Here is a 14721-nt window from a genome sequence, read left to right on the forward strand (position 1 = left end):
GGAGAAGAAGTGAGGAGAGAAAAGTGAGAAGTGAGAAGTGAGTAGTCTGTAATTTTTTCTCTATCCTCTCTCCTCTATTCTCTCTCCTCCCTCTGGGGGAGAACAAAGAACCCAGAACAAACAACATTACTGTTTACTGTTTACTGTTTACTGTGCCCTGTTCCCTTGTTTATAAACAACAAACAACAAACAACAAATTAATCCCCATATTTGGCCGCTTCGATATCTGTTAAAGTTCTGACGGTTAAGACTTGGGGAGGGGTAGCATCGGGGGGGTAGAGGAAATCAATTTTCACTTCACGGGTTGCACCGGGTTTAACGGGAATGGTGACTAAGGGAGGGGATTGTTGGCCCCGTCGTTGGACGAGGTGAAAATAACGCGATCGCAAGATTCCTCGTTCATCAGGATAACGGACTCGCACCGTCCCCCGGAAAAAGATGCGGTCATCGGGGGGGTTTAAAAATTCCAGTTGCTCCACCTCTTGATCATGTTTAACCGGAGTTTGAAAGGCAATGGCAATATTTTGAGTGCGATTGGTGGTATTTCTTAATGGGAGGGTCAGGTAATAATGCACCCCATAATTCCCATTGGCTAAATAAGCGGTATCTGGATAACGGGCCAACATAGGCGCACTTTGCACTTGGCCAGTCCCCAACGTACCCGCAGGAACACTACTGAGGACGTAAGAAAAGGCTTCTCCGTTGTCGGGAATGGTTAAATAAGGTTTCCCCTCATCCACCACACTCGTCTGCCATTGGGACCCCTGAGCGACTCCTGCAACTCGTCCATAAACTACATCGTCTCCGTCATATTCGAGGGGAGTGGGCCGGCGATCGCGGGGATAGGCTAAATAACCCCTCATTAACAAATATTTCCATTCCTCCAAGGTGGGGCCGCGATGCGCCCGTTCGTTGGTTTGAATCCCCTCTTTGGCTAAACTGGCCAGATAAACCGGGCCACTGGTGCGTAACCGTACAAGGGTAGAGCGAGCATTTCCCAGACGAATGGGAAAATTAAACAAAAGTTGGCTTTCTCCAGGATCGAGAATCAGGCGATCGGGAAAGTCTGGTTCATCAATTCCCCGTAACACATCGTTGGCCAAACGAGAACCGGGGCCGGAATACACATCACCCGTCGGATTCTCCACAGTAGCGGGAAGTTCCACAAACGGTGCGTCGGGGTTGGTGACATAACTCACCCCTTGGAGGACATCCACCACGACGGGACGAGAGGTGGGGTTATTAATAACCACGGTGTGGTATTTGGGCAACCAGTCGTCTTCAAAGCGTCCCCTGGCAATATGATGGGTGAAGATATCAAAACGGCCTTGGAGGGGGTGGTCTAAATGCGCTTGGGGCGATCGCTTGCCATGGGGAGGGAAGGTAGAGACTAAAATCCCGTCGGAATAAATGACCTCTGGGTTATTACTGTTCAAAACCGGAATGTTGTCCAGTTGGCCGGGTAGAGGCCGCACGTCTTGGGGCCGGACAATGACATCTTGAGAGGGGGCCGCGGTGGTAATGGGGGGGGCTGAAAATTGAGCTAGTGCGAAAAGAGATAGCAGAGAGAACATTGTTAGGTCACTAAAGGTTGAACAGTTATAGCAAGGGATCGAAATTTAGCTACGGACTATAACAGTTTTTAGGTCTTTTTTCGTATCCTTTGGCAGGAAATTCCGGAAAAAAGCCAGTAAAATTTTAAAATCCTACTTTAAGGGGTTTAATCTTTTCTTAATTTTATATTTTGGTCACAATGGTGTAGATGTGTAAAGTGTCCTGAGAGCGAGAATGCGAATTTACGGGAATCGTGTCTTGAAAACTGTTCCAGGCCGGGGGGTGCGTCCGACTCCGGCCCGGGTGCGAGAAGCGTTGTTTAATATTTGGCCAGGGCCAATTACGGGGTGTCGTTGGTTGGATTTATGTGCGGGGAATGGTTCAATGGGGGCGGAAGCCTTGTGTCGGGGGGCTTCTGTGGTGGTGGGGATTGAGCAGAATGGCCAGGCCTGTGGGGTGATTCGTCAAAATTGGAGCGCGATCGCTAAATCCGAGCAAAATTTTCGCCTCCTACGGGGGGATGTCCGTCACCGGATCACCCAGTTAGCGGGAGATACATTTGATTTTATCTATTTTGATCCCCCTTATGCCAGCGAGTTATATGATCCTGTGATCACTCAAGTGGCCAAGTTAGGGTTATTAAACCCCACCGCCGAATTGGCGGTAGAATATGATCCCAATTGTTGGACCCCTAGCGCGATCGTAGGATTAACCGACATTCGCCACAAAACCTACGGGAATACAGCCTTAGTCTTTTATACACCAGATTGGGATTGAACCGATCAGCATAATACGCAAAAATAACCCCTTTTTTCTGTAATACAGATTTTTGGTGTAGGGGCAATTTATGAATTGCCCTTACAGTGAAACTTGCGTTTAAACCCAACGCAGAGTAAAGGGAAATTACTCCTTTTATACCCCCTTTTATAACCAACTTGCCACAGCCCGTAATGTCTCAGGAATGGGAGTATTATCCGGAAATTCTAGATAAGTTTCCGAGTCTCTTAAATATCCTGATTCACGAAACGAAAGCAGCATCCGTTTGAGGGCCACCCAAACCTCTGCATCAAATTCCCAGTCTCCTCCTCTGGCCGCATAACAACTAATGGATTTTAACGCCCAAAAGTAGGTATTACGAACCACTGATCCCCCTTTTTGGTAACTGGGGACATCTTCACCGTGAATATAGAGAATGTCATCTTGTAGCGTGACGCGCATGAACAGGTTAACCTACAGGTTATCAACTTAGTCTATTCTCGATCTTAGATTAAATTGAGCTAAAATTAAATGATATTATAATTGTCTTAACGTCATAAGAAGACCCTCGCTTTCAGCAACAGGATGAATGGTGACAGTCGGCTTAACTATATTACAGAGGGAGGAGTATTGTGTAATAATTGTGTAATAATTGTGTAATATATGTTGTCCGCAATAGAGGACTGTCTGCGGTCGGGCAGATCATGGGGATAAAAAATCATGGACATAAAAAAGTCTGTGTAAAAGATGCAAATTATATTATAATTATTGGATAAAATAAATCAACTTATACGAACTCACTAACTGTTATTTAATATATCTTCTATGCTCAAAAAAGTTTATATCAATAATTACAAATGTTTGGTTAACTTTAATCTTATCTTAGAAAGTAATATCAATATATTTTTAGGCAAAAATGGCTCTGGTAAAACAACTTTTTTTGAAGTTTTACAAAAAATACGCGACTTTGTGAGTGGAGACTTTAGACGAGAAGGACAATATTATCAAGTGCCAGAACTATTTACATCTGACACCTTAACTCGTTGGCAAAGCTCTCCCTTCCAAAATTTTGAGTTAGAAATTGAAACCGATAAGGGAATATATACTTATAAGCTAACTATTGAATATACCCAAAATCATCAAAAACAACGAATGTGTCTAGAAGAATTATTTTTAGACGACCAACCTCTTTTCAAGTTTAAAATAGCTCAAGATGAGATGCAGCAAATGGTTGGACAAGCCACAATTTACAATGATAATCCCAGCCATTCAGGAGCTTTTTTACCCGTTTTTGATTGGTCTCGTTCTGGAGTGAATTTTGTTTACGAAAGACCCGATAATCAAAAATTAACTTACTTTAAAAAATGGCTATCACATTTAGTAATTGTGCATCCTAACCCTTTAGGAATGAAAGCTGAAAGTCGTCAAGAAGAAAAACAGCCCAATTGGGATATGTCAAATTTTGCAGCTTGGTATAGCTATTTATCCCAAGAACACCAAAGCGAGGTGTTAAAATTAACCCTAGAATTGCGTGATATTTTGCAAGGATTTGATTCTTTTAGTAATGTAAAATCCGGAGACTCTCGTTTTTTAGAAGCGATCTTTCATCAACCAAGTAAAGCCTCCTACCGCTTTGATGAATTATCAGATGGCCAAAAAGCATTAATTGCACTCTATAGCATCATCTCTGTTGATTTTCAGCAGGAGTTCACGTTGTGTATTGATGAACCTGAAAATTTTTTAGCTTTACCAGAGATACAACCTTGGTTACAAAACTTATTTGATCAATGTCAAAGTGACACAAAACAAGCCATTTTAATTTCTCATCATCCTTCTTTGATTAATTATTTGGCTGAATACTCCGGATATTGGTTCGACCGTCAAAATAATGAGATGAGTCGTGTTATAAAAATTGAAGAAATAGGAGAGGGAATATCTTTGGCAAAATTAATAGAATTAGGATGGATTTATGATGAGTAATATTAAAACTAATGACTAAGTTTATTATATTATGTGAAGATATTGATCAAGATCGTTTTATTCGTAAATATCTTAATTTGAGGGGAGTTGATAAGAGAAAAATTCGCAACTTTCCTAATGTAAAAGGTCTAAAAGTAGAAAATAATAATGCTAAGGTTTTGGCATACTATGCACAGTTAGTGAAAAGCTATCGTAGGCTAAAAAATAGCCAAGATATTGCCGTTATTGCCATGGTTGATGCTGATAATCAAAGTTTAGAACACCGCTTGCGTTCATTTAATATGGCCTTAGATGAAGAAGAAGGAAAACGCAATAAAGATTTACGCCAACCTGATGAAAAAATCGCAATCTTTATTCCTGCTCGTAATATAGAAACGTGGTTTGAATATATTTTAGAAAATTCTGACTGTAATGAAGAAGAAGATTATAAGAATAATCGATTGAGTGATCAAGAAAGAATTAAAATTGCAGAGCAAGCGGCTGAGATAGCGGTTAAAACTCTTTGTCCTCAAAGGTTAGCGGATAGTGGATTACCATCTTTGCATCATGCCTGTAGAGAATTGGCACGATTAAGGTTAAGTTAATGTATGAAGCGAAATGACTTAGAATTTGGCGTTGGTAGTTTACAGGAGTATAGAAAACAATATGCTAAGACGAATAGGTTTAACGGTTCTTTGGGTAGGGTTTTTAATTTATGCTTTTGGGTTTGCCCCTCCCGATAGTCCAGAGACATGGACGTTAATTCAGCGTCTCTCTACCGGAGACTGGGAGGGGATAAATCCCTTAATTATAGCCCTATTTAATATTATGGGAGTCTTACCCACCCTGTATTTAGGGATAGTCCTGGTGGATGGCCGGGGCCAGAAAATTCCAGCGTTTCCGTTTGCAATGGCCTCCTTTGCTGTCGGCGCATTCGCCCTTTTACCTTACCTCATTCTGCGCCAACCTAACCCCGATTTTCCGGGTGAACCGAACCGACTCCTGAAACTCCTCGACTCTCGCGGGTTTGGCCTCTTTCTCCTCCTCGTTGCCGTGATCTTACTGGCCTTTGGCCTCACCCAAGGAAACTGGGCCGACTTCGTACAACAGTGGCAAACCTCCCGCTTTATCCATGTGATGAGTTTAGATTTTTGCCTCCTTTCGGTCCTCTTTCCCACCCTTCTAGGAGATGATCTAGCGAGACGGGGAATTCAACGGGGCCGTATTTTTTGGGGAGTCACCCTTCTTCCCCTCCTGGGTCCCTTGCTATACCTCAGTGTACGGCCACCCCTAACCCAGAGCAGCACCCCTTCCCCCTCTCTTGAGGTTTCTTAACGCAGCGATAAACTGTTTTTGAATCGTCTCACGGTAGGATAAAAGCAACCCGGACCATGCTCAAGAGGTGCGATCGCTATGCCCAAAAACAAGTCCACCAAAACAGCCCCCTCCACCATCAACCTAGACGATCCCCAATATTACTTTAATCGGGAATTGAGTTGGCTGGAATTTAACTATCGAGTTCTGGCCGAAGGACTCGATGACCGCACCCTACTCTTAGATCGTCTCAAATTCTTGGCCATTTTTAGCTCTAACCTTGATGAATTCTTTATGGTACGGGTGGCTGGACTGAAAAAACAGGTCGAGGCCGGAGTTCATAAACGCACCCCCGACGGACTCACCCCCGAAGATCAACTCACGGCCATCCGCGATCGCCTCCTCCCCCTCGTCCACCAACAAGATCAAATCTTTGAACGCACCCTCAAACCCCAACTGGCCAAAGAAGGAGTCTATCTCGTCAACTACGTTGATCTCAACCAAGAACAACGGAAATACTTACAAATCTTCTTCGAGGAACACATTTTTCCCGTCCTCACCCCCTTGGCCGTGGACACCTCCCACCCCTTCCCCTACATCTCCAACCTCAGTCTCAACCTCGGAATTGCCGTCAAAAACCCCGAAACCGAAGAAGAATTTTTTGCCCGCATCAAAGTCCCTGGACTCCTCCCCCGCTTTGTCAACCTTCCCAACGACCTCCACGATAGCAGCGAAACCCCCGTTGTTTGGACAGGAGTCCCCCTCGAACAAGTCATTGCCCATAACCTCGATGCCTTATTTCCAGGCATGAATGTCCAAGAATGCTATCCCTTCCGCGTCACCCGCAACGCGGACTTATCCGTCGAAGAAGACGAAGCCGATGATTTACTCTTAGCCATCGAACAGGAACTACGAAAACGGCGAATTGGGGGGTCTGCGGTGCGTCTTGAGATTCAATCCTCTATGCCAGAAGATGTCCAACAAACCCTCATGCGGGGACTGAGTTTAGAAGAAGAAGATGTTTATGCGGTAGAAGGACTCTTGGGCCAAGGGGATTTTATGTCCCTGTTAAAACTCCCCCTCCCCCATCTACAAGAACCCAGTTGGACTCCCGTTATCCCTCTCCCCTTTCAGCGCGTTCTCGAATCCGCCGAGGCCAGTCGTAAGTTAGAACGAGAAGATAAGGATGATGTGTTTGATTTAATTGCTCACGGGGATTTATTAGTGCATCACCCCTATTATTCCTTTGCGTCCACGGTACAGGAGTTTATTACCCAAGCGTCCCACGATCCCCATGTGTTGGCGATTAAAATGACCTTGTACCGGACTTCGGGGGATTCTCCCATTGTTCACGCGCTCATTTCTGCTGCTGAAAATGGCAAGCAAGTGGTGGCATTAGTGGAGTTAAAAGCACGGTTTGACGAGGAGAATAATATTCAATGGGCCCGGAAGTTAGAACAGGCCGGGGTTCATGTGGTTTATGGGTTAGTGGGACTCAAAACCCATACGAAAATTACTTTAGTGGTTCGCCAGGAAGATGAGCAGATTCGCCGTTATGTGCATATTGGCACGGGGAATTATAATCCTAAAACAGCGCGACTCTATACGGATTTAGGGGTGTTGAGTTGTCGCCAAGACTTGGGGGCCGATTTAACGGACTTGTTTAATTTTCTGACCGGGTATTCCCGCCAACGATCTTATCGTAAGCTGTTGGTCTCGCCTGTTAATTTGCGCGATCGCATGACCCAACTCATTGAACGAGAAATCGAACATTGTCGCAATGGGAAGACAGGCCGCATCGTCGCCAAAATGAACTCCCTAGTCGATAGAAAAATTATTGCCAAACTCTACGAAGCCTCCCAAGCAGGTGTAAAAATTGACTTAATTATTCGGGGCATCTGTTGCTTACGGCCCGGAGTCGAAGGAGTTAGTGAAAATATCAATGTCATTAGTATTGTAGGACGCTTTTTAGAACATTCCCGCATCTTCTATTTCTACAATATGGGCGACGAAGATGTTTTTATTGGCAGTGCCGATTGGATGCCCCGCAACTTAGACCGACGAGTGGAAGCCGTTACCCCCATTGAAGACCCAAATCTTCGCAAAGATTTACAAGAAATTATGGGAGTTATGTTGGCCGACAACCGCCAAGCCTGGGAATTACAACCCGATGGTACATACATCCAACGGCAACCCGACTCCCAAGAACACGCCCACGGAACACATAAAATGTTAATGGAAATGGCATTAAATTCTGTAGGAATGGGGTAATTGGTAATTGGTAATTAAAGTTAAGAAACCGGGTTTCTCTCTAAATTGATCATGTTTTGCCACAATTCTGCACAGAAAGCCGGTTTCTCGGCTACCTATATTCATTTAAACAAAGCACAAACAACCAAACAACATTGTTAATGGCTAATTGCTAATTGCTACTTGCAAATTGACCACAAGTAGCCACAAACTGTTGGGGGAGAGTAGGAATACCTCCCCAGTGGAGGTGTAAGTAAGACGCATGAACATTGTTGAGAGTCCATCCTTCCGCGTATTGGGGAGAGTCAGGCCGATAACTTGTTAGAGAATAGAGAGGTATTTGAGGGGGTTGAGTGAGAGTAGAATGGTGAAACTCGTGGCCCCAAAACCTTTGGCCCACTTGCACCACCGGAGACGGTTCTTTCACCGTAGCATGACGATAGCCTAGCGTTAGCCGTTTCTGCATTTGCGTCGTTGTGGGAAGACTGCCCACCATATTCCAACTATCGCCATTTAAGTCCACCAAAGCATTGCAAAGATACATTAACCCCCCACATTCCCCATACGTCGGCAGTCCGTCTTGGATGGCATGATAGAGGCTAGAACGGGCGGTTTCATTGGCTTCTAGGGCTTCCGCAAAAATTTCTGGGAAACCTCCCCCTAAGTAGAGGCCGTGGGTGTTGGGGGGGAGAGTGGTGTCTGTGAGAGGACTCCAAAACACCAACTCTGCCCCATAATCTTGTAATAAATCCAGGTTATCTTGATAGTAGAAATTAAACGCCTGATCTTTAGCTACAGCAATTCTGGGGTTAGTTGTTGGTTTCTGGTTCTTTGTTATTGGTGGTGGGTTCTTTGTCCCTTGTTCAACAGATGACGGACTCAGCAAAGGGGTTAATTTCTCCCAATTAAAGCTAGTTTGGGCTAGATCAGCCAATTGGTCAAAAAAGGGGTGCAGGGGGGATAATTCATCGGTGGGAATTAGCCCTAGATGGCGATCTGGGAGGGAAATGGCAGGATTTCGATAAAAAACACCTAAAATGGGAATAGAACGGGATTCTAGGGCATTTTGTAGTAACGTTAAATGGCGATCGCTGCCCACCCGATTCAACACCACCCCGGCCAACGTCACCGCCGGATCGAGAGTAGCATATCCTTGAACAATGGCCGCTACCGACCCCGACAAGCGACTACAATCAATCACCAGAACTACAGGCAAATGGAGCAATTTCGCAATATGGGCCGTAGAAGCATAAGCGGTATTCTCCTGCAACGGAACACCATCAAACAGTCCCATCACCCCTTCTACTACCACCGCATCCATCCCCCGACTGTGACGAGAATAGCAGGTTTGGACATACTCCGGAGACGTTAAAACCGGGTCAAGATTCCGACAAGGCCGTCTCGTAATCTCTCGATGAAACATCGGGTCGATATAATCCGGCCCCACCTTAAATGATTGTACCCGTTCTCGCTGACGCGCTAAAAAAGAGAGCAGGGCCAACGTAATCGTCGTTTTCCCCACCCCACTCCGTTCCCCTGCAATAATTAATCCCATACTGTCATCAATGACTTCATAAAATTAAAGTGTACAAGGCCAGTCCGGCAATGAGCAATTGTGCCACAGCAGCAACCCAGAGACACCGGACAGAAAAAACAATAGATCGAGCCAAAGTTCTACAATTACAAGAGATTTTCAAACATTTGGAGGCTGAGGGGAAGTGATAACAGGGTTGAGTCTTATCGCCATCAAAAAGCCTATTTTGGGGTTATGTCTTTTATCATTTGTTGGGGTTGCTTCTCCTGAATTAGCATCCTCACTAGAGACTATCCCTTGTACCTCCTTTGATGTCCCCCCAGATGTAGAAAAGGCCACCTGTGCGTATATCACCGTCCCAGAATTCCATTCCTCTCCCCAAGGCAATACGCTACAATTAGGCGTTATTCTCCTTGAGAGTCTCGCTCACGAAGATCAAACCCCCTTAGTGATGGAACAAGGCGGACCGGGGGCTTCTACCCTGAAGCGTATCCGTTATTTTACCTCAGATGGGATACACCGCCCCCTGCAAGCGCGACGGGATATTATTCTCATCGAACAACGAGGGGCTTATTATTCCTGGCCTTGTTTATACTGTACTGAGATAGAATCCTATAACCCCATCACCCCGGTACAGTTTGGGGAATATGTTGCTCAATTCCTCCCCCAGTCGCAGGTGTATGAGTTTGCGGGGTTAGGCCATGGGGTGGTGGCCCAACACGACTGTCCGGTTCGGTTGGTGAATGAGTTTTTAGAAAACCCGCAAGAATTCCCAGAACAGGACTGTTTGCGGGAGTGAGGGGGAGGGGGAATTGTTTTGAGTTCTATGACCAAGGATGAACCCTGCAAAATCCACTTTTTGCCTAGGGGACTGTAGCGAGGGGAATTTATAATAACCATTCTAGAACCAGTCCCACTCGACTATCTTTTTCTACCCTAGAGTTTTGTTTCTGGATATCGGTGGAGAGACGGAGTTGGGGAGTGACTGCATAACCGACAGAAAGGGTTGTTATTCCTACTTCATCTTCACTTCCGGGGGAGACGAAGGTTTGGGAGAGGGATAAATCGGCTGCACCAGTGCGGGAAAGGGCTAAAATGACTTTAACCCCGACATTGACTCCCTCGGTGTCGTAGCCTTCGGTGGAGATGTTGCGATAGCCTAAGACGGGGGCAATGTTGGCATAGTTGCCCAATGGTAAAACATAATAACGTAAGTCACCGCCCCAAGTGCTACGTTCGCCCGTAAATGTCCCCTGATATTCCCCACTCACTGTCAACCCGGTTTCTCCTAAGAAAATGTCCTCTACTCCAATACTCCATCCTCCCTGATGCTGAGTTGAGGGAAAATGTGCGTATCCCACCCGGACACGGGAACGAAAACTGGGGTCTTGTTTGATATCGTCTAAGACATTGGGGATGTCTTCCTGCCATCGTTGCAAAACTGGGCTATCCTCTACCATATCAGGGTCTAGGTCTAAGTCGAGGGATTCGGTTGTTTGACTCTGAACCGGGATGTTAAAACAAAGTAAGAGTCCGATGCTTCCTAAGAGGGAAAAGAAAGAATAATGAGTCATGAATAATGGGGGATTGCGGAAAGGACTAAATGAACCACAAAGACACAACCGTATCTAAAGCCATTTTAGCTCCTTCTAAGTCCTCTTAGCCGTATCAATCCCTCGTATTAATTTCCCAAAAGAATAAAACTCCCCCTTCCTGATCTTCGGAAAGGGGATAGGGTGGAGAACCCAAAAATCTCTATCTATATCGTTAACCTGCATAACCAACTCTAGCGACGACGAGCGGCAGCAAGTAAGCCACTAAACGCAGCTAACCCTAAAATTGTACCGGGTTCAGGTACATCTACCGGGCCGCCTGGTCGCGTGGCATTTGTCCCCATAATTTTCCAGTCCGGCCCGTTGAAACTGGAGTCACTGAAGAAGCGGAAGCCATTAATGGAGAGGTCTTCTACCCCTAAATCCGCCATAGTTAATCCATAAGAGCCAACTTTTTGAGAGCCACCAATTTCTTGAGTATTGATTTTGTAGCCCGCATAGTAGTCGTTGCTTAATTCTCGGAAATCAACGGTGACTTTGTTCCCCGCTAGATTCCCCGCACCATCTACCGCTTGAACCGCTAAAGCACTATTCATACCCCGTTCCCAGAGTAAGAGATTATCAACGGGATCATTGAAAAACAGGTCAATAGCAAAGCTACCGCTATCTTCCGTATCAATAATATTATTCAGGTTGAGATTATTCAGGTTGCCCACTAATTCATTTTCAGTAGGGGCTTCAACACTTGTTCCTGTGGTGGAAGTGTCGCCAATATCGGTACTTGCCGCCCCAGAGTTGCCTCCTGTATATTCATCATTTTCGACAATAGTGGCACTGTTGATCAGGGAGAATTCATCTACCATCGTGCCATCTTCTAATTCAATGGACTCCAACCAAATGTCACTGGTGGTATCGGTCCAACCATCCCCTGTGGCATTGGTTTGGAAACTAAAGGCATCTGCGGGGACTGCCAATAAACTCAGGGCTGCACTTGCAGTTATTCCGGTTACTAATAGGTTTTTCATCTTTTTTTGCTCCTGCTGGGGGCTGCTTATCTCTAGCCTAGAAAACCCCATTCTATTTGACCAGATACCGTTGTGAAATTTTATTGAACTATTGTAAAAATAGACCACTTTTTAAAGATTGTGTAAAGCTGTCTCACCTAGTTGTATGAGGAGTTGAGGGAGTTTAAGAGTTTTTTCTGAGGGGGATAAATTATTTGTTTTGACAGTTTTTAATTTCTGTATTTCTACTGATCTTAACTCTCCATGATTTCACTGAAATATACCTTGGGTTAAAGCCCAAGGTGCAAGCATTCAGCATTCAGCATTTCCCCTACGGGGACGCTCCTGGAACAGCATTTCAATGAAAACAGCCCTAGGGATGGCGAGGAAACCTAGCTCACCTCTCATCGACCAACGAGCGAGGTGAGCGTTTTAAGCGTCGTGGCTGACAACTGATAGCTGAATGCTGACGATGACTGATGACTGATGACTGATGACTGATGACTGATTACCCCTATTCAAATAAGCGAAAATACGGATAGCGCACCGGAACACCTGGCTCTTTTTCCAGTGTAAAATTAATAACATCCCATTGGGGATCATCCGTCGCTTCTGGACTAAAGGTAACGGGTAAACCGTAAAGACGGGGAGGTTTTGCGTCTCCCTTATTCCCTTGCCAAGGACTACTGCGTTCTAAATAAGCACTGACTAACTCTCGATAGCGACTGGCAATAATGACCTTTGTGGCCCGGTAGCCTTGAGTATAAAGGCGGTCTAACGCTTCATGAATTTCAAAACGAATGCCATCGGGATGGGTGTGCTGACGATACCATTCCCCATGCCACATCCGCCAATGACGACCGGATTGTAAATGAACCAGTTCTCCCGTTTTCGGTTCTGCCTCAAATGCACCATGACGGGGACACAAATAGGTGTCTGTCAACGTAAGAGCAGGAATCGTTTGACGGCAGTGAGGACATTTGATCTCTGCACCGAAAATGGGGTATTGTAACGCAGGATTGATCATGGAAGACATTTATTCATCGTCCGAATCTACACAGCCAATGGAAAGAAGCCTAGAAAAAAGCCCCCTGACTGAGAATTGGTTTGGCTTCATTATATCCTTAACACTCAAGGAACATTGGTCAATTCCAACATCTAGAACGAATTTAAGGTGAAAATGGTGAATTATTCCTCAGCCTCGTCCCCTTCCTCTCCTTGGCCAACCCCCGATTTGGCGGCTGCGGCCTTCATTGCGGAAAATGCCACGGTGATGGGTCATGTCACCTTAGCCCCAGGGGCTAATATTTGGTATAGTGCCGTGGTTCGGGGGGATGTGGAACGGATTGAAATTGGCGCACACAGTAATATTCAAGATGGGGCCATTTTACACGGTGATCCTGGTAAGCCGACGATTTTAGAGGAATATGTCACGGTGGGACATCGGGCGGTTGTTCATTCGGCCCATATTGAACGGGGGTGTTTAATTGGGATTGGGGCAACAATTTTAGATGGGGTGCGAGTGGGAGAAGGGAGTATTATTGGGGCAGGGTGTGTGGTGACAAAAGATGTTCCTGCGCGATCGCTCATGGTTGGAGTCCCCGCCAAACCCATTCGAGAAGTCTCCGACGAAGAAGCCGCCGAACTCATCGAACACGCCCAAAAATACGAAAAATTAGCCCTAGTCCATGCTGGAAAAGGGACAGATATCGGCTTTCATTAACGCCAAAGTCACTCCTCTTGAGGGAAACGAGTCCATAAATCAGTCGTTTGTCGTAAACTGCCAAACTCCCCATTGCCCAAAATTAAATGATCCAACAGAGGAAGACCTAACAATTGAGCCGACTGTAACAAACGTTCCGTTAAATGAATATCCTCCCCCGACGGTTCAACATTGCCAGAGGGGTGATTGTGAGCCACAATAAAACGGGTTGCCCCGTGACGAATCACTTCCCGGAAAATATCGGGAGGGTTGGCCAACGTCTCCGTTGCAGTCCCAATGGTAATCACCTGAGTCCCCAAAAGACAGTTTTTGGTGTCCAACAACAACACCGCAAACCGTTCCTGATTTTGCCACATTAAATCATGACTGAGCGCATCGGCGGCCACTTGGGGACTATCGATCATCGCTTTGGGGGCAGGCCGTAGCTGAAACGCCCGTTTTCCCAGTTCAATGGCCGCTAAAATAGAACTAGCCTTGGCGGGCCCTACTCCATCAATTTTCATTAACTCTTGGGGAGACGTATCCCGCAACACATCAAGGGGATCACGCTGATATTGCCCCAATGTCTGTAAAATATGATGACCCAACCCCACCGCCGATAATTTCCCTGGCCCCTGGCCTGTAGCGAGTAAAATGGCCAAAAGTTCGGCAGTTGAGAGATTTTTCGCCCCAACGGAGACTAAGCGTTCACGGGGTCGTTCACTTTCGGGAAGATCGGCTATTCTCAAACTGTAAGTCATGGATCGATGCAGTTCGACAAATCATCTTTAGGTTAGATTAGCCCATTTCCGGGACAAAGTAGCCGATTTGGTTTATAAACCGCAATCTCAGACAGTCATGAGAGATACTTCCTCCCCCTCTCTCACCCTTGGGAGAGGGGGTTGGGGGGTGAGGGCGACTCCAAACCGCTATATCTCATTACCCACCTTGAAAGGGTGGGCATTGCCCACCCAGCCCTGTCAAGGTGAGAAATTGTAGAACGAGACACCGTTGTTTCAGACACTTGTGAGAGACATTTTCTCCCCCTCTCCCAAGGTTGGGAGAGGGGGTTGGGGGGTGAGGGCGACTCCAAAC

General features: G+C 45.8%; 14 protein-coding genes. 7 read left to right on the plus strand and 7 right to left on the minus strand.

The window, feature by feature from the left end:
- Positions 1 to 197 precede the first annotated feature (197 nt).
- A complete protein-coding gene (locus tag PN462_RS19605; RefSeq protein ID WP_272130524.1) occupies positions 198 to 1574 on the minus strand; it encodes a DUF3370 domain-containing protein in 1377 nt (458 codons plus the stop codon).
- Between the two features lie 214 nt (positions 1575 to 1788).
- On the opposite strand from PN462_RS19605, the gene rsmD reads away from it, so the two are divergent.
- A complete protein-coding gene (gene rsmD, locus PN462_RS19610) occupies positions 1789 to 2331 on the plus strand; it encodes a 16S rRNA (guanine(966)-N(2))-methyltransferase RsmD (RefSeq protein WP_272130525.1) in 543 nt (180 codons plus the stop codon).
- 147 nt (positions 2332 to 2478) lie between these two features.
- Here the strand turns inward: rsmD and PN462_RS19615 are convergent, their stop codons facing one another.
- Entirely contained in the window at positions 2479 to 2772 is a 294-nt protein-coding gene (locus PN462_RS19615) for a hypothetical protein (RefSeq protein WP_272130526.1), read from the minus strand.
- A 363-nt stretch (positions 2773 to 3135) separates the two neighbouring features.
- Between PN462_RS19615 and PN462_RS19620 the strand changes: the two genes are divergently transcribed.
- From PN462_RS19620 to ppk1, 4 genes are all read left to right on the plus strand, one after another.
- Positions 3136 to 4290: an AAA family ATPase gene (locus PN462_RS19620; protein ID WP_272130527.1), complete on the plus strand. Its 1155-nt coding sequence runs from the start codon at positions 3136 to 3138 to the stop codon at positions 4288 to 4290.
- Positions 4291 to 4301: 11 nt separating this feature from the next.
- On the plus strand, positions 4302 to 4874 hold the full coding sequence (locus tag PN462_RS19625) for a hypothetical protein (RefSeq protein WP_272130528.1): 573 nt from the start codon (positions 4302 to 4304) through the stop codon (positions 4872 to 4874).
- Between the two features lie 61 nt (positions 4875 to 4935).
- On the plus strand, positions 4936 to 5604 hold the full coding sequence (locus PN462_RS19630) for a hypothetical protein (protein WP_272130529.1): 669 nt from the start codon (positions 4936 to 4938) through the stop codon (positions 5602 to 5604).
- Between the two features lie 78 nt (positions 5605 to 5682).
- On the plus strand, positions 5683 to 7854 hold the full coding sequence (ppk1, locus tag PN462_RS19635; protein ID WP_272130530.1) for a polyphosphate kinase 1: 2172 nt from the start codon (positions 5683 to 5685) through the stop codon (positions 7852 to 7854).
- Between the two features lie 151 nt (positions 7855 to 8005).
- Here ppk1 and PN462_RS19640 read toward each other — a convergent pair whose 3' ends face one another.
- On the minus strand, positions 8006 to 9388 hold the full coding sequence (locus tag PN462_RS19640; protein WP_272130531.1) for a cobyrinate a,c-diamide synthase: 1383 nt from the start codon (positions 9386 to 9388) through the stop codon (positions 8006 to 8008).
- Positions 9389 to 9551: 163 nt separating this feature from the next.
- On the opposite strand from PN462_RS19640, the gene PN462_RS19645 reads away from it, so the two are divergent.
- Positions 9552 to 10166 (plus strand): hypothetical protein, encoded by a 615-nt coding sequence (locus PN462_RS19645; RefSeq protein WP_272130532.1) that lies wholly within the window; start codon positions 9552 to 9554, stop codon positions 10164 to 10166.
- A gap of 88 nt (positions 10167 to 10254) precedes the next feature.
- On the opposite strand, the gene PN462_RS19650 is transcribed toward PN462_RS19645, so the two are convergent.
- From PN462_RS19650 to PN462_RS19660, 3 genes are all read right to left on the minus strand, one after another.
- Positions 10255 to 10941: a hypothetical protein gene (locus PN462_RS19650; RefSeq protein WP_272130533.1), complete on the minus strand. Its 687-nt coding sequence runs from the start codon at positions 10939 to 10941 to the stop codon at positions 10255 to 10257.
- Between the two features lie 212 nt (positions 10942 to 11153).
- The gene (locus PN462_RS19655; RefSeq protein ID WP_272130534.1) at positions 11154 to 11945 is read right to left on the minus strand and encodes an exosortase-dependent surface protein XDP2; all 792 of its coding nucleotides are present in this window, start codon (positions 11943 to 11945) and stop codon (positions 11154 to 11156) included.
- A 493-nt stretch (positions 11946 to 12438) separates the two neighbouring features.
- On the minus strand, positions 12439 to 12951 hold the full coding sequence (locus PN462_RS19660; RefSeq protein ID WP_334310480.1) for a TIGR02652 family protein: 513 nt from the start codon (positions 12949 to 12951) through the stop codon (positions 12439 to 12441).
- Positions 12952 to 13104: 153 nt separating this feature from the next.
- On the opposite strand from PN462_RS19660, the gene PN462_RS19665 reads away from it, so the two are divergent.
- Positions 13105 to 13647, plus strand: a complete 543-nt coding sequence (locus PN462_RS19665) for a gamma carbonic anhydrase family protein (RefSeq protein ID WP_272130536.1) — start codon at positions 13105 to 13107, stop codon at positions 13645 to 13647.
- Positions 13648 to 13655: 8 nt separating this feature from the next.
- Here PN462_RS19665 and radC read toward each other — a convergent pair whose 3' ends face one another.
- Entirely contained in the window at positions 13656 to 14387 is a 732-nt protein-coding gene (radC, locus tag PN462_RS19670) for a RadC family protein (protein WP_272130537.1), read from the minus strand.
- Between the last annotated feature and the right edge of the window lie 334 nt (positions 14388 to 14721).

The sequence above is a fragment of the Spirulina sp. CS-785/01 genome (genome assembly GCF_028330525.1).
Classification (GTDB): domain Bacteria; phylum Cyanobacteriota; class Cyanobacteriia; order Cyanobacteriales; family Spirulinaceae; genus JAQMSD01.